Annotated in this window: 13 protein-coding genes; 9 read left to right on the forward strand and 4 right to left on the reverse strand. The window is 71.2% G+C overall.

Features of this window, described 5'->3' with window-relative positions:
- The first annotated feature begins 119 nt into the window (after positions 1–119).
- The 7 genes from ACIBLC_RS34480 (at position 120) to ACIBLC_RS34510 (ending at position 6811) form a co-directional block, all read left to right on the forward strand.
- On the forward strand, positions 120–917 hold the full coding sequence (locus ACIBLC_RS34480) for an acetoacetate decarboxylase family protein (RefSeq protein WP_399215316.1): 798 nt from the start codon (positions 120–122) through the stop codon (positions 915–917).
- Positions 917–1801, forward strand: coding sequence for an SDR family NAD(P)-dependent oxidoreductase (locus ACIBLC_RS34485; protein WP_399215317.1), 885 nt, complete (start codon positions 917–919; stop codon positions 1799–1801). Before ACIBLC_RS34480 ends, ACIBLC_RS34485 begins: the two co-directional genes overlap by 1 nt.
- A gap of 9 nt (positions 1802–1810) precedes the next feature.
- Complete coding sequence (locus ACIBLC_RS34490; protein WP_399215318.1) at positions 1811–3094, forward strand: amidohydrolase family protein; 1284 nt, start codon at positions 1811–1813, stop codon at positions 3092–3094.
- Positions 3091–4320, forward strand: a complete 1230-nt coding sequence (locus ACIBLC_RS34495; protein ID WP_399215319.1) for an amidohydrolase family protein — start codon at positions 3091–3093, stop codon at positions 4318–4320. The genes ACIBLC_RS34490 and ACIBLC_RS34495 overlap by 4 nt, the downstream gene beginning before the upstream one ends.
- 81 nt (positions 4321–4401) lie before the next feature.
- Positions 4402–5112 (forward strand): VIT family protein, encoded by a 711-nt coding sequence (locus tag ACIBLC_RS34500; protein WP_399215320.1) that lies wholly within the window; start codon positions 4402–4404, stop codon positions 5110–5112.
- A gap of 158 nt (positions 5113–5270) precedes the next feature.
- Positions 5271–6143 carry a sterol desaturase family protein gene (locus tag ACIBLC_RS34505; protein WP_399215321.1) on the forward strand — a complete coding sequence of 291 codons (873 nt, stop codon included), beginning with the start codon at positions 5271–5273 and terminating at the stop codon, positions 6141–6143.
- On the forward strand, positions 6140–6811 hold the full coding sequence (locus ACIBLC_RS34510) for a lysoplasmalogenase (protein WP_399215322.1): 672 nt from the start codon (positions 6140–6142) through the stop codon (positions 6809–6811). The genes ACIBLC_RS34505 and ACIBLC_RS34510 overlap by 4 nt, the downstream gene beginning before the upstream one ends.
- 91 nt (positions 6812–6902) lie before the next feature.
- Here ACIBLC_RS34510 and ACIBLC_RS34515 read toward each other — a convergent pair whose 3' ends face one another.
- The 4 genes from ACIBLC_RS34515 to ACIBLC_RS34530 form a co-directional block, all read right to left on the reverse strand.
- On the reverse strand, positions 6903–7913 hold the full coding sequence (locus ACIBLC_RS34515) for a CopD family protein (RefSeq protein WP_399215323.1): 1011 nt from the start codon (positions 7911–7913) through the stop codon (positions 6903–6905).
- 100 nt (positions 7914–8013) lie between these two features.
- Entirely contained in the window at positions 8014–9402 is a 1389-nt protein-coding gene (locus ACIBLC_RS34520; protein ID WP_399215324.1) for a CoA transferase, read from the reverse strand.
- A gap of 122 nt (positions 9403–9524) precedes the next feature.
- Positions 9525–11057: a S8 family peptidase gene (locus ACIBLC_RS34525; protein WP_399215325.1), complete on the reverse strand. Its 1533-nt coding sequence runs from the start codon at positions 11055–11057 to the stop codon at positions 9525–9527.
- A gap of 89 nt (positions 11058–11146) precedes the next feature.
- Positions 11147–12673: a S8 family peptidase gene (locus ACIBLC_RS34530; protein ID WP_399215326.1), complete on the reverse strand. Its 1527-nt coding sequence runs from the start codon at positions 12671–12673 to the stop codon at positions 11147–11149.
- 373 nt (positions 12674–13046) lie between these two features.
- Between ACIBLC_RS34530 and ACIBLC_RS34535 the strand changes: the two genes are divergently transcribed.
- Positions 13047–13403 (forward strand): DUF485 domain-containing protein, encoded by a 357-nt coding sequence (locus ACIBLC_RS34535; RefSeq protein ID WP_399215327.1) that lies wholly within the window; start codon positions 13047–13049, stop codon positions 13401–13403.
- Complete coding sequence (locus ACIBLC_RS34540; RefSeq protein WP_399215328.1) at positions 13400–15019, forward strand: cation acetate symporter; 1620 nt, start codon at positions 13400–13402, stop codon at positions 15017–15019. Before ACIBLC_RS34535 ends, ACIBLC_RS34540 begins: the two co-directional genes overlap by 4 nt.
- Positions 15020–15136 lie beyond the last annotated feature (117 nt).

The raw sequence follows: 15136 nt of genomic DNA on the forward strand, positions 1-15136 counted from the left end.
GGCCGGCCCGGGCGGGAGCGGCGCGAAGCCCGACGCGCACGGCTATGGACCTTTGGCCCGCCTGGTGCCAACGTGCTGCGCGCCCGGTGGACGACGGCCTGCGAAGGGCGGTACGAGACATGGCACGAGTGAGGTACGGCGCGCGTACAGAGGCGGAGATCGCCGCCGCGCGCACCGCGAGCTCGAAACTCCCCGACATCTGGTCCACCGGTGTGGTGGCCCTCTGGGAGAGCGACCCGGACGCGGTCGCGGCGGTCCTGCCGCCTCCGCTCAAACCCACCGGGCGACCCCTGGTGCGGGTGAACATCAGCAGGGTCGACCTGGCCGGATACCCGCTGGGCGCCGGTTCGTTCGCCGTCGCCGCCGCGCACGACGGCGTCGAGGGCTGGTATCCGCTCGTCATGCCGATGACCCACGAACGGGCCCTCATCGGCGGGCGTGAGGTCTTCGGGGAGCCCAAGAAGCTCGGTGAGGTGACTCTCGAACGCGACGGTCTCGTCGTACACGCCTCACTCGCCCGGCACGGCATCGCGTTCGTAGAAGTACGCGGCGCCGTCAGCGGTGACCTGCCGCTGCCGGGGCCCGTCCAGAAGACCGACTTCTACTTCAAGTTCCTTCCCGCGGTGGACGGTTCGGGCTTCGACGCCGAGCCCGTCCTCGTGCACTGCCTGCGCGAGGAGAAGGTGCGCAGGCTGGAGCGGGTCACCGGGGACGTCGTCCTGCGCGAGTCGATGTACGACCCGGTCGCCGACCTCCCCGTCCGGCGGCTCCTCGAGATCACCCTCGGCGAGAAGACCACCGACCAGCGCGGCAGGGTCGTCGAACGCGTCAGCGCCCAGGCCCTGTTGCCGTACATCCACCAGCGCTACGACGATCCGCGGCAGATCCTCGACGGGCCGCCCGAGGGGAGCGTCTGATGGAGCTGCGGGAAGGGCAGGTCGCCGTCGTCACCGGGGCGGCGAGCGGCGTCGGGCTCGCGATGGCACGGCGGTTCGCCGCCGACGGCCTGAAGGTGGTCCTCGCGGACGTCGAGGAGGCGGCACTGGAGAACGCCGCCTCCGGGCTGCGGGAGGACGGGGCCGAGGTGCACGCGCGCGTGGTGGACGTCGGGGAGCGCGCGGAGGTCCTGGCGCTCGCCGAGGACGTGTACGAGACGTACGGCGCGGTGCATGTGCTGTGCAACAACGCCGGTGTCGGCTCGGGCGCCGAGGGCCGGATGTGGGAGCACGACCCGAACGACTGGAAGTGGGCGTTCGCCGTCAACGTCTGGGGCGTGTTCCACGGCGTCCAGGCCTTCGTGCCGCGGATGATCGCCTCGGGGGAGCCCGGTCACGTCGTCAACACCTCGTCCGGTGACGGCGGGATCGCCCCGCTGCCCACGGCCTCCGTGTACGCCGTCACCAAGGCGGCCGTCGTGACGATGACCGAGTCCCTGTACGCCCATCTCAAGGCGGAGCACGCGCGCGTGGGCGCCTCCGTGCTCTTCCCCGGGCCCCACATGCTCCGTACGGGCCTGTGGGAGTCGCACCGCAACCGGCCGTCGCGGTACGCGAAACAGAGGCCCAGGAAGACGCCGTACCGCAGCCTCGGACAGTGGGAGGCCGCGATGAAGGAGGCGGGCCAGGAGGTGCGGTTCACGCCGGTCGAGCAGGTCGCCGACCTGGTGGCCGACGGCATCCGGGCGGACCGCTTCTGGCTGCTGCCCGAGAGCGAGCACAGCGACCGGCAGATCCGGGCGAGGTCGCGGTCGATGCTGGACCGGGCCGAGCCGTCGTACTTGGAAGACTTCATCCTGGACTGAGGGGGCCCAATGACCGACCAGGACCCGTACCTGATCATCTCCTCCGACTGCCATGCCGGGCTCCCCACCGAGGAGTACCGGCCCTATCTGGACGCCCGGTTCCACCGGGACTTCGACGACTTCCTCGCCGGGCGTGAGGCGCGCCGCGAGGAGATGACGCGGCTCGGAATCCGCAACGAGGCGTTCGCCGACAAGTGGTTCCACGACAACGAGGAGGGCCTGAAGGGCGGTTGGGACAGCGCGCAGCGGCTCAAGGAGCTCGACGGTGACGGGGTGGCCGCGGAGGTGGTCTTCCCCGACGCGGACGCGGTGGACAGCCGGACGGCGGCCCCCTTCGGCGTGGGTCTCGGCCTCTCCGGCGACCAGGACCCGGAACTGGGCATGGCGGGCGCGCAGGCACACAACCGCTGGCTCGCCGAGTTCGTGGCGCACAACCCCGAACGGCACTGCGGGGTAGCCCTGTTGCCCATCACCGGCGAGGTCGCCCGTGTCGTGGCCGAGGTGCACCGCGCCAAGGAGTCCGGGCTCGGCGCCCTGATGATCCCCGCCATGTGGGTCGACAAGGCGCCCTACCACGACCGCCGTTACGACCCGGTGTGGGCGGCGGCGGCCGAGTGCGGGATGCCGCTGGTGACCCACTCCGGGGCGGCGCCGCGCCATGAGTACGGCGACCATCTCGGCATCTACGTCAGCGAGGTGACCTGGTGGCCCGCCCGTCCGCTGTGGTTCCTGCTCTGGGCGGGGGTCTTCGAGCGTCACCCCGGTCTCAGATTCGGGGTGGCGGAGTCGGGTTGCTGGTGGCTGCCGAACCTCCTCTGGTTCATGGACCGTCTCTACCTGGGCGCGCACGGCGGCAAGAAACTTTCGCCCTTCGCCGAGCTGAAGCGGCCCCCGCACGAGTATCTGGACCGCCAGGTCTTCATCTGCGCGACGAACACCAAACGCCGCGAACTGGCCCAGCGCTACGAGATCGGCGTCGACAACATCCTCTGGGGCAGCGACTTCCCGCACCCCGAAGGCACCTGGCCCGACACGCGCGCGTGGCTGTCGAAGACCTTCCACGACATCCCGGTCGAGGAGACCCGCCGCATGCTCGGTCTCGCGGCGGCGGAGGTCTTCGGCTTCGACACGGGGAAGCTGGCCCCGTTCGCCCGGCGCATCGGTCCGACACCTGCCGAACTGGGCCAGCCGGACGACCAGTTCGCCGTCGAGGCGTCCTGGGCCCGCTCGCGCGAGGTGGGCCGCCACTGGCTGACGGACCACGACTTCCCGACCCTTGGGGTGAGCCCATGACCGGCGACCGCTACACGGTGATCTCCGCGGACTGCCACGCGGGCGCCGATCTCCTCGACTACCGGCCCTACTTGGCCAGGGAGCACCACGAGGACTTCGACGACTGGGCGGCCACCTACGTCAACCCCTACGAGGACCTGCTGGCCGACACGGCCGACAGGAACTGGAACTCCGAGCGGCGCCTGGCGGAGCTGGAGACGGACGGGATCGTCGCCGAGGTCGTCTTCCCGAACACGATTCCGCCGTTCTTCCCGTCGGCCTCCCTGATGGCTCCGGCGCCCACGGCGGCGGAGTTCGAGCAGCGGTGGGCCGGGCTGCGGGCCCACAACCGCTGGCTCGCGGACTTCTGCGCGGCCGCGCCCGGCCGTCGCGCGGGCGTCTTCCAGATCCTCCTGAACGACGTGGACGAGGCGGTGAAGGAGATCCGGTGGGCCGCGGGCGCCGGTCTCAGGGGCGGCTTGTTGCTGCCCGGCACCCCTCCGGGTTCCGGCCTGCCCGAGCTCTACTCAGCGGCGTACGACCCGATCTGGGCGGTCTGCGCGGAGCTGGGCGTGCCGGTGAACCATCACGCAGGCTCCGCGTCGCCGCCGCTGGGGGACGAGCCCGCCGCGCGTGCGGTCTTCATGGTGGAGACGACCTGGTTCTCCCACCGGGCCCTGTGGCACCTGGTGTTCGGGGGCGCGTTCCGCCGTCACCCGGAGCTGCGGCTCGTCCTGACCGAGCAGGGCTCGGGCTGGATTCCGGGTGTGCTCGACATGCTGGACTACTACCACGGCCGGCTGGTCGCCGCGGCGACCAGGTCGTCCACCGCGGAGTCCAGGTTCGGCGTGGGCCTTGCGGCTTCGATGGGCAAGGGGCCCTCGCAGGTCTGGCGCGACAACTGCTGGGTCGGCGCCAGCTTCATGCGCCCGCACGAGGTGCCGCTGCGGGACCGCATCGGCCTCGACAAGATCATGTGGGGGAGCGACTACCCGCACGACGAGGGCACCCACCCCTACTCCCGGGAGGGCCTGCGGATCGCGTACGCGGGTCTGCCGCGGGACGAGATCGCGGCGATGGTGGGCGGCAACGCGGCCCGGGTGTACGGCTTCGACCTCGGCCTCCTCGACCCGGTCGCGGCGAAGGTGGGACCGACCGTGGAGGAACTGGCGGAGCCGCTCGGAGAGCCGCCGGCGGACGCGACGAGCCCGGTGTTCGCGAAGGGAGGCTCGGTACGCGTGTGGTGACGCGTGGGTACGCGGGTGGGTGACGCGGGTGGTGACGGGTCGGTACGCCGACGGCGGCACCCGGGGTGCGATCCTCCCCACGTGACGGAACCCACGCACGACGAAGCCCACGGCGGGACCCTCGGTTCGCGGCTGAACTGGCTGCGGGCCGCCGTCCTGGGCGCCAATGACGGCATCGTCTCCACCGCGGGCATCGTGGTCGGCGTGGCGGGCGCCACCAGCGACCGCTCCGCGCTGTTCACGGCGGGGCTCGCGGGACTGCTGGCCGGGTCCATGTCCATGGCCGCGGGCGAGTACGTCTCGGTGTCCACCCAGCTGGACTCGGAGAAGGCCGCGCTGGCGATGGAGAAGCGGGAGCTGCGGGACCGGCCGGAGGCCGAACTCGAGGAGCTGACCGAGCTCCTGCGGGAGCGGGGCCTGACCCGGAAGGTGGCCCGCGAGGCGGCCGAGCAGCTCACCGAGCGGGACGCGCTGAGGGCGCACGCGCGCGTGGAGCTCGGCATCGACCCCGACGACCTCACGAACCCGTGGCACGCGGCCTGGGCGAGCTTCCTGTCGTTCACGGTCGGCGCGCTCCTGCCGCTGCTCGCCATCGTCCTCCCGCCGAGCGACTGGCGGCTGCTCGTCACGGTGGTCTCGGTTCTCGCCGCCCTGGTCGTCACCGGGTGGGTGAGCGCGGGCCTTGGGGCGGCGGACGTGCGGCGGGCGCTGCTGCGGAACGTGGGCGGCGGCGCGGTGGCGATGGCGGTGACCTACGCGGCGGGGGCCCTGCTGGGCGCGACGGGGATCTGAGTGCGCCGCCTGGGCCCCCGCCCGAGGCAGTGCTGTCCGTGGCCGAAGGATCGGCGTACCTGTTGGCGGAGACCGCCAAGAAGCAAGCGCGTACCACCGGTAATACTTGTCGGTAACAACCCCTAGCCGCAGGCCACCAGCGGTTCTACGGTTCACCCATGCCGAACCTGCCCGATGTCGTGCTGTGGTCGATACCCGCCTTCGTGCTGCTCACCGTGATCGAGGTGGTGAGTGTCAGGATCCATCCCGATGAGGATGACGCGGGGTACGAGGCGAAGGACGCCGCGACGAGCGTCGGCATGGGGCTCGGCAGCCTCGCCTTCGACTTCCTGTGGAAGATCCCGATCGTCGCCCTCTACACGGCGGTCTACGAACTGACGCCCCTCCGGGTGCCCGTCCTGTGGTGGACCGTCCCGCTGATGCTGCTCGGGCAGGACTTCTTCTACTACTGGTCGCACCGCGGACACCACGTCATCCGCATCCTCTGGGCCTGCCACGTCGTCCACCACTCCAGCCGGAGGTTCAACCTCACCACCGCCCTGCGCCAGCCCTGGACGACCTGGACTGTCTGGCCCTTCTACGTCCCGCTCATCGCCCTCGGCGTGCATCCGGCGGCGCTGGCGTTCTGCTCGTCCGTGAACCTCGTCTACCAGTTCTGGATCCACACCGAACGCATCGACAAGCTGCCCCGGGCCATCGAGTCCGTCTTCAACACCCCCTCCCACCACCGGGTGCACCACGCCTCCCAGGGCGGCTATCTGGACCGTAACTTCGGAGGCATCCTCATCGTCTGGGACCGGCTCTTCGGCTCGTTCGTCGCGGAGACCGAGCGGCCCGTCTACGGACTCACCAAGAACATCTCCACGTACAACCCGCTGCGCGTCGCCACCCATGAGTACGCCGCCATCGGCAGGGACCTGAGAGCGGCGGGGAACTGGCGCGAGCGGGCGGGGCGGGTCTTCGGCGGGCCGGGCTGGCAGCCGAAACCGACCGCGGCTCCCAAGGCGCCGGTCACCGAGCCCGTCGCGTGAGCCCACGCCTCGCGCGCGTGCTCCTCGTCTCCTTCGGCGCGGCGGCGGCCGTGGACCTCGTCTCGGTGGCCGCCGGCTTCGACCCGGGGCACACGCTCGCCAAGCCCCTCCTGATGCCCCTGCTCGCCGCTCACGTGGCCGCGTGCGGCGGCCCCCGGCTGCTCGTCGCCGCGCTGCTCTTCGGCTGGGGCGGCGACACCTTGCTGCTGTCCGACGCCGACCCCGCCTTCCTCGCGGGGATGGCCTCCTTCGCGGCCGGGCACGCGTGTTACCTCGCGCTCTTCGCACGCGCTCCACGCGCGCGTGGAACGTGGCTCGTCGCCGCGTACGCCGTCGCCCTGATCGCCACCGTCGCCCTCCTGTGGCCCGGCCTTCCCGCCGGACTGCGTGTCCCCGTCGCCGGGTACAGCCTGCTGCTGACCGCGATGGCGTACGGCGCGACCCGGCTCGGGCCGGTGGGGGGACTCGGCGGCGCCCTCTTCATGCTCTCCGACACGCTCATCGCGACCGGGGTGGCCGACTGGCCTCAGCTCCCCAGGCCGGACTTCTGGATCATGCTCACCTACATTGCCGCCCAGTTCCTTCTGGTCAAAGGCGTGCTGGGCACTCTCGGAGCGCGTCCCGCGACGACGGCGGCGTACGGCGGGACGCCCTCGGCCACCCCCTGAGCGCATCCACCGACACCCCGTACGAGAAGAACCGTCGCCGTGCGCGGGGGCTACGAGGCGACGGACGAGCGCACGGCACTCAAGGCGCTCGTCACCACCTGATCGGCAGCGGCAGGGCCGTCAGCACCCCCGACACCACGACGACCACGCCCAGTGCCACGAGCTCCGCCCGCGCGGGGGAGCAGGCACTGAGCGGGTCCGTGGCCCGGCGCAGCCGCAGCCGCGCGGACACGGCCAGCCCGGCCACGGCGGCCACCAGCAGCAACTTGGCCAGCAAGGTGCGGCCGTACGCCGTCGACGTCAGCTGGTCCAGGACCGTCGACGGCGGCATCCGGCGCAGCGCGCTCCAGGTGCCCGTCGCGGTGAGCGCCGCGAACAGGACGGCCGCCACGCGCGCGTAGAGGCCCAACAACGCGGCTCCCGGCTCCGAAGGACCCCATTTCCGCAGCATCCGCAGGACGTGCAGCAGACCGCCGGTCCACAGTGCCGCGCAGATCACGTGCACGAGCGTCAGACCGGAGCCGACCAGCGGGCTGTACTCCGTCGTGGGGTGGGCGCGCAGCGCCTCCGCTACGGCCACCGCGGCCAGCGGCCACAGCTGGAGGGCGGGGCGCCGGTTGAGGGCGCAGAGGCCGGCCACCGCGAAGGCGTTGACCTCCAGGAGCGCGAGCTTGCCCTCCCGTGACTGGTAGAGCCCGCCGAGGTCCATGTCGGAGAGCTGGTCGGGCAGCAGGTTCCCGGTGGCCACGACCGAGGCAAGACCGAGCGCGGCCACGAACCCCGCGCCCGCGGCGAAGGGCGCCCAACTGCGCGGCGCGTCCGCCAGGGGCGCGCCCGGCACTCGCCGGGCCAGCCGGGCCGCGAACAGTTCCCCCACGGGGACGCACAGCGCCGCGAACAGCACCCCGCGCAGCAGGGCGATGCCACCGGCGCCGGGGGCCGCGGCCTCTCCGGTGCCGTCCAGCGCGGCGCGCGGGCCGAGCAGAGGTATCAGGGCCGCCACCGCCAGCAGGGCCAGCAGGGCGACGGCCCTTCCGATGGCCGGGCGCCGCGCAGGCCCGTTCGCGTCGGTCACCTCGGCGGGCGGTCTGGTCAACGTCACCTCAAGATCTTCACCAGTCGTCACAGATCCGGGCAAGTCCAGGGAAACAACTGGCGGAACGGCGTTCCGCCGACAGGTACGTTCGCGGCCGGCCCATGGCTCAGGACCAGCGTGCCGGATCGGTGCCCCAGACCCCCGGTGGCCGTGCCCAGTCGTCCGGCCCGCCCGCGAAGGACACCGGCGGCCGGGCGTACCGCAGCCGCCCCAGGTCGCTGTCGGTCCCGGCGAGCCGGGCGCCCGGCTCGTACGAGCCCCGCGCGGGCTCAGGAGCGATCCCGTTCACCAGCCACGCCGCCGTCCGTGCCAGGGCCAGCCGTACGAGGCGGGTGCCGCCCTCCCGCGTCCGCTCGGTCAGCGAACGGAGCACCGCCGCCGCCAGCAGATATCCCGTGCCGTGGTCGAGGGCCTGCGCGGGCAGCGCGCCCGGCCGGTCCGCCGAACCCTCCGTCTCCGCGATCCCGGTGGCGGCCTGCACCAGGCTGTCGAAGCCGCGCCGCCCGGCCCACGGCCCGTCCGCGCCCCACGCCGACAACCGCGCCACCACCAGTCCGGGCCGCCGCCCGGCCAGCGCCTCGGGGGCGAGCCCGAACCGGTCCAGGGCGCCGGGCCGGTATCCGGTGACCACGACGTCGGCTCCGCCGAGCAGTTCCTCGAAGGTCCGCCGGTCCGTGGCGCGGTCGAGGTCGAGAGTGGCGGACCGTTTGCCGAAGCCCGTGTCGGCGTGCTGGTCGGGGAGTTCGGGCAGCCGCGGCGAGTCCACCCGCAGCACGTCGGCGCCGAGGAGGGCGAGGGTGCGGGTCGCGACCGGGCCCGCGATGACCCGTGTGAGGTCCAGGACGCGTACGCCCGCCGCGGGGAGCAGGGGCGCACCGGCGGGAGCTCCGGCGAGGGGCGCGAGCGCGCGTACGGGCGCGTCGCCCAGCCGCTCCCGGCTCAGCAGCGGCCCGCGCGACACCGCCGCGCCCTGCTCGTGTGCCGCCCACTCCTTCGCCGAACGCAGCGCGACGGCGAGACCTCCCGCCGCGTACACCGTGTCCTCCACGTCCACGGCGGACCGCCCGGCGAGGTGCGCCTCGACGGTGTCCGCCGTCGCGTCCGCGGGCAGTCCGAGCGCGGACAGCAGCCGCGCCCGATGGTGCGGATAGTTCGCGTGGGTCCGCACCCAGCCGTCCGAGGTCCGCCAGAACCGGGACAGCGGCGCGAAGTTGACCGGCGCCCGTCCGTCGATCAGCAGATGCCGCTCACTCACGAACGCCGCGGCGACGGCACCGTCGTCGACCCGCACCTCGGGCACGTCCGGGAGCCCGGCCCGTAGCGCCCCCAGCTCGGCAGCGGCGAGAGCGCACACCCCCACACATGCCCGCGCCAACTCCCGTACGGGCAGCCGCGCTTCCAGCACCGCGCCCCGTTCGACGTTCGAGATCCGCCGCAGCAGGGCGGGATCGCCGCCCAGGGCCGACCAGACGAACCCGATGTCCTCAGCAGTCATGGAGGCACTATGCCGGGTGTACTGGATCAACATGTCGACCCGGGGGGAAAGCAAGGGGCCGGGCGGCGCGCTGCCGCCCGGCCCGTCCGGACTCCGTACGGGTCCGGTCGCTCGCTACTCGCCTACTTCGTCACCGCGTCCAGCGCGTCCGCGATGCCCCAGCCGTAGAAGCCGTTGCGGTTCTTGGAGCCCTCGCACACCGCGTCGACCTTGCCGTCGCCGTCGATGTCGTACGGGTCGGTGCACGGCGTGGCGTCGGCCTCCGCGTACAGCAGCGCCTTCACCAGGGCCGGCGTGGCGTGCGGGTGCGTCGACTTGATGAGGGCGGCGACGCCCGCGACGTGCGGGGACGCCATCGACGTACCGGCCATGTAGCCCCAGCCGCCACCGGGCAGCGGGCCCAGGATCAGGCCGCTCGTGGCGGGCGGGGCCGGGGTCTGGTAGCGCGTCGAGTCGCCGCCGGGCGCGGCGATGTCGACGACGCCCAGGCCGTGGTTGGAGAAGGACGACTTGATGCCCTTCGCGCCGGTCGAGGCGACCGTGACGACACCCGGCAACTGGGTAGGAATGTCGAGGCACTTGGACGGGTCGATCACCCGGTCCGAGGCCGTCGCGTCGTTCGGGGAGACCGGGTCGGTGATCGAGTCGGCCGCCAGGTCGTAGTTCTCGTTGCCCGCCGCGGCGACGTTGACGGTGCCCTTCCTCTCGGCGTACTGCGAAGCGCGGGTGATCGCGTCGACGAGGGCCCGCTGGTCCGGGTCGCCCTTGCAGTTGAAGTACCAGGGGTCCGTGTAATAGCTGTTGTTGGTGACATCCACGCCGTGCTCGGCGGCCCACACGAAGCCACAGACGACGGCCTCGGTGTAGAAGTAACCTTCCGTGGTCGACACCTTGATGCCGGCGACCTTCACACCGGGCGCGACGCCGGTGATGCCGACGCCGTTCTTGGCAGCCGCGATCTCGCCCGCCACGTGCGTGCCGTGCGGGCTCTCGGCCGCGCTCGGCCGCCACGCGCCGTCGGCCGTGTCCGGCTTGCCCGTCACGCAGTTGACCGACGCGGCGCGGTCGAAGTTGGGCGCGATGTCGGGGTGGGTGTCGTCGACGCCGGTGTCGATGACGGCGACCGTCACCTTGCGGCTGCCGAGCGACTTCTCGTGCGCCTTGTCCGCCTTGATGGCGGGCAGGTCCCACTGCAACGGCTCCAACGGGTCCTGCCCGGCGACGGCCTGAGCGTCCGTCACCTCGGTTATCTCATCGGCGGTGAGCGCCTTCGGCGTGCCCACGTCGGTGGTCGACTGGGCGGGCAGCGGCGCGTTGCGCGTGTTGCCGGCCGACTGCACACCCCGTACGCCACGGATCGTCTTGGCGAAGTCGGCGTTCGAGGAGTGGACGACGATCACGCCGATCTGCTTGTACGTCGTCACGATCGTGCCGCCCGCCGCGGTGATGGCCTTCTTCACGGTGGAGGAAGGCGCGTGCCCGGGGCGGACGTTGACGACATAGCTGAGCGCGGTCGCGTCGGCGGCGGCCTGCTGGGGTGCCTGAGGCACAGCCGCCGAAGCGCTGACGTTCGGCAGGAAGGCGAGGGCGGTCACCGTGGCCATCCCCAGCGGGATGGCCATGGCGCGGCGGGAGCGCGTGAGAGGCGCTGTCATGGGTGTCTCCAGTTCGTTCGCGGTACGAGCCGTACGAGCCGTGCGGAAGCTCGATCGGCGGTCGGTCGTGGATATTTGCCGGCGGCGTGCTACTTGACCGCCCGCAGTGCGTTGACGATCCCGGCCCCGTAGAAGCCGTTCAGGCGCTTGCCACCCACGCAGGTGGCGTCGACGACACCGTCGCCGTCCCAGTCGTACGGGTCGGTCGGGCAACCAGGGTTGCTCGCCTGGGCCTTGAGGAGCGCCTGGAGCTGGGCCGGTGTCGCCCTGGGGTACTTGGACTTCAGCAGCGCGGCCACGCCCGCGGCGTGCGGCGACGCCATCGAGGTGCCCTGGAGGAAGGCGTACTGGTTGTTGGGCATCGTGGAGAGGATGCGGCCGTTCTTCGACGGCGTGTCCGGGATCTGGTAGCGGTCGCCGCCCGGCGCCGCGACGTCGACGACACCGTAGCCGTAGCTGGAGTAGTACGACTTGGCGCTGTTGACGCCGGTCGAGCTCACCGTGACGACACCCGGCAGCTGGGTCGGGATGTCGAAGCACTCGTGCGGGTCGACCGTACGGGGCACCGGGGTCGAGTCGTCGGGGCTGGACTCGTCGACGAGGGCGTCCGCGTCGAGGTCGTCGCCGGAGTTGCCCGCCGCGGCCACGTTGAGGGTGCCCTTCTTCTGGGCGTACAGCTGGGCCCGGTTCACCGCGTCGACGATCGCCCGCTGGTCGGGGTCGTCGAGGCAGTTGTAGAGCCACGGGTCCACGTAGTAGCTGTTGTTGGTGATCTCGACGCCGTGGTCGGCGGCGAACACGAACGCGCAGACGACGCTCTCCGGGAAGAAGAGCTGCCCGGCGTCCGGCTCGGCCACCGTGATGCCCGCGACCTTCACCCCGGGCGCGACCCCCGCCACACCGATGTCGTTGCGGGCGGCGGCGATCTCACCGGCGACATGCGTGCCGTGATAGTGCTCGGCGTCCACCGGACGCCAGGAGCCGTACGTCGTGTCCGGCTTGCCGCCCACACAGTTCGCGGACTGCGAGGCGGAGAAGTTCGGGGCGAGATCCGGGTGGGTGTCGTCGACGCCGGTGTCGATCACGGCGACCGTCACGTTCCTGCTGCCCGGGTTGATCTTCGCGGCCTTGTCGGCGCCGATCGCACGGAGGTCCCACTGGTCGGCCTCCAGCGGCTCCGAGCCCGCCGGGGCACTCCGCGCGAGCTCGGCGGCGTCCGCGGCCGACAGCGGTTGCGCCGCGCCCTCCTGGGTGGTTCCGGCGGCGGTCAGCGGCGCCGTCCGGGTGGCGCCCGCGGACTGCACTCCGCGCGCCGCGCGGATCTGCTCGCCGAAAGCCGGGTTCGCCGAATGAACGACGATCACACCGATCTTCTCGTACGCGATGACGACGGTGCCGCCGGCCCTGGCGATGGCCTTCTTCACCGACTCGACCGTGCGGTGGTCGGCCTTGGTGTTGACGACATAGGGCAGAACCGGACCGTCCGCACTCGTCGCCGCGGCCGCCGTGAGCGGGGCGGCCGACGCGACACCCGGCAGGAAGCCGAGCGAGGCGGTGAGTGACAGCGCGACCGGTATCGCGAGTGCGAGCCGGTGTCTTGAACGCAGATGAGCCATGGGATCTCCACATCATCCGAGAAACGTGCTGCCCGAACACAGGTTGGTGCTCGGGCAGGTACATGACGGAGTGGTGCAGGGTGAAGCTATCTCCCGCCCGACCTGGGCAGCAATGACTTCCGGCGATGACTTCCGAAAGAAGGGCGGCGAGTTGAACCTGCCCACGCGCGGCGCCGTGACGTTGAACAGGGAGCCCGAGCACGATCGGGCCCCCTGCTGGATCACGCCCGTGGGCACCCGACAGAGCCGTCGGGACCACGTGATCCACGTATTCGTGAGGTCAGAAACAGCCATGTCCGTGCCCAGCCCGTCCGAGAGCCCCGGCTCGCCCCCGTCCACCGTCGCAACCGCACCCGCAACGCGAGGAGACTTCGTGGCCACCGACGCACCACCCCCCTCGAAGACAGATCCCCAGCTCCCCTCGACCGAGAAGTTCGTCGAGATGCAGGAGAGTGCGGAGTTCGGTGAACTGCGCCGCTCCTACCGCTCCTTCGCCTTCCCGGTGACCATCGGCTTCATCGCCTGGTACCTGCTGTACGTCCTGCTCTCCAACTACGCGGGCGGCTTCATGGGCACCAAGGTGCTCGGCAACATCAACGTCGCCCTGCTCCTGGGCCTCGCCCAGTTCCTCACCACGTTCCTCATCGCCTGGTGGTACGCGCGATACTCCGCCGCGAACCTCGACCCCAAGGGCGAAGCCATCAAGTCCCGGATGGAGGGCGGCGAATGAGCCCCCAGTTCGTTCTCGCCGCCGGTGAAGCCAGCGAGCACCGGCCGCTGATCGTCTCCCTGTTCGCCGTCTTCGTCGTGGCGACCCTCGTCATCACCGTCTGGGCGGGCCGCCAGACCAAGGACGCGGCCGACTTCTACGCGGGCGGGCGCCAGTTCAGCGCCTTCCAGAACGGGCTCGCCGTCTCCGGCGACTACATGTCCGCCGCGTCCTTCCTCGGTATCGCCGGCGCGATCGCCCTCTTCGGGTACGACGGCTTCCTCTACTCCATCGGCTTCCTGGTCGCCTGGCTGGTGGCGCTGCTCCTGGTCGCCGAACCGCTGCGGAACTCCGGCAAGTACACGATGGGCGACGTCCTCGCGTACCGCATGCGCCAGCGGCCGGTCCGTACCGCCGCCGGCACCTCCACGATCGTCGTGTCGATCTTCTACCTGCTCGCGCAGATGGCGGGCGCGGGCGTCCTGGTCTCGCTGCTGCTCGGCATCACCAGCGACGCGGGCAAGGTCGCCATCGTCGCGCTCGTCGGCCTGCTGATGATCGTGTACGTGACGATCGGCGGCATGAAGGGCACCACCTGGGTCCAGATGGTCAAGGCCGTCCTGCTCATCAGCGGCACCCTGCTCATCACCTTCCTGGTGCTGCTCAAGTTCAACTTCAACATCTCCGACCTGCTCGGCTCGGCCGCCAGCAACAGCGGCAAGGGCTCGGCCTTCCTGGAACCGGGCCTCAAGTACGGTCTGACGACCACCTCGAAGATCGACTTCATCTCGCTGGGCATCGCGCTGGTGCTCGGCACCGCCGGCCTGCCGCACATCCTGATCCGCTTCTACACGGTCCCGAACGCCAAGGCCGCGCGGAAGTCCGTGAACTGGGCGATCGGCATCATCGGCGGCTTCTACCTGATGACCATCGCGCTCGGCTTCGGAGCGGCCGCTCTCATCTCGCAGGACGAGATCGTCGCCTCCAACAAGGCGGGCAACACGGCGGCCCCACTGCTCGCGCTCCATCTCGGCGGCGTCGACTCGGCCTGGGGTGCGATCCTGCTCGCCACCATCTCGGCGGTCGCCTTCGCCACGATCCTCGCGGTCGTCGCCGGCCTGACCCTCGCCTCGTCCTCCTCGTTCGCGCACGACATCTACGCGAACGTCATCAAGAAGGGCACGGCCACCGAGAAGGAAGAGGTCAGGGCCGCCCGCTATGCCACGGTCGCCATCGGTGTCGTCTCCATCGGCCTCGGTGCCCTCGCCCGCGACCTGAACGTCGCCGGTCTGGTCGCCCTCGCCTTCGCGGTCGCCGCCTCCGCCAACCTGCCGACGATCCTCTACAGCCTCTTCTGGAAGAAGTTCACCACCCAGGGCGCGCTCTGGTCGATCTACGGCGGTCTCACCACGGCCGTCGGCCTGGTGCTGTTCTCGCCGGTCGTCTCGGGCAAGGCCACCTCGATGTTCCCGGACGTCGACTTCCACTGGTTCCCGCTGGAGAACCCCGGCATCATCTCGATCCCGGTCGGCTTCCTGCTGGGCTGGCTCGGCACGGTCCTCTCCAAGGAGCAGCCGGACACCGGCAAGTACGCCGAGCTCGAGGTGCGGTCCCTCACGGGCACCGGAGCGCACTGAGCACTTCCTGGTGACGGCCGCGTCGTAGATCTCTACGACGCGGCCGCGCCGTGTCTCGTGGGATCGGGCCTCAGCCGATGTCAGTCCTGTCACGTAGGCTCGCTGGTGTCTGGAGAA

This window comes from Streptomyces sp. NPDC050535 (assembly GCF_044457665.1).
GTDB lineage: Bacteria > Actinomycetota > Actinomycetes > Streptomycetales > Streptomycetaceae > Streptomyces.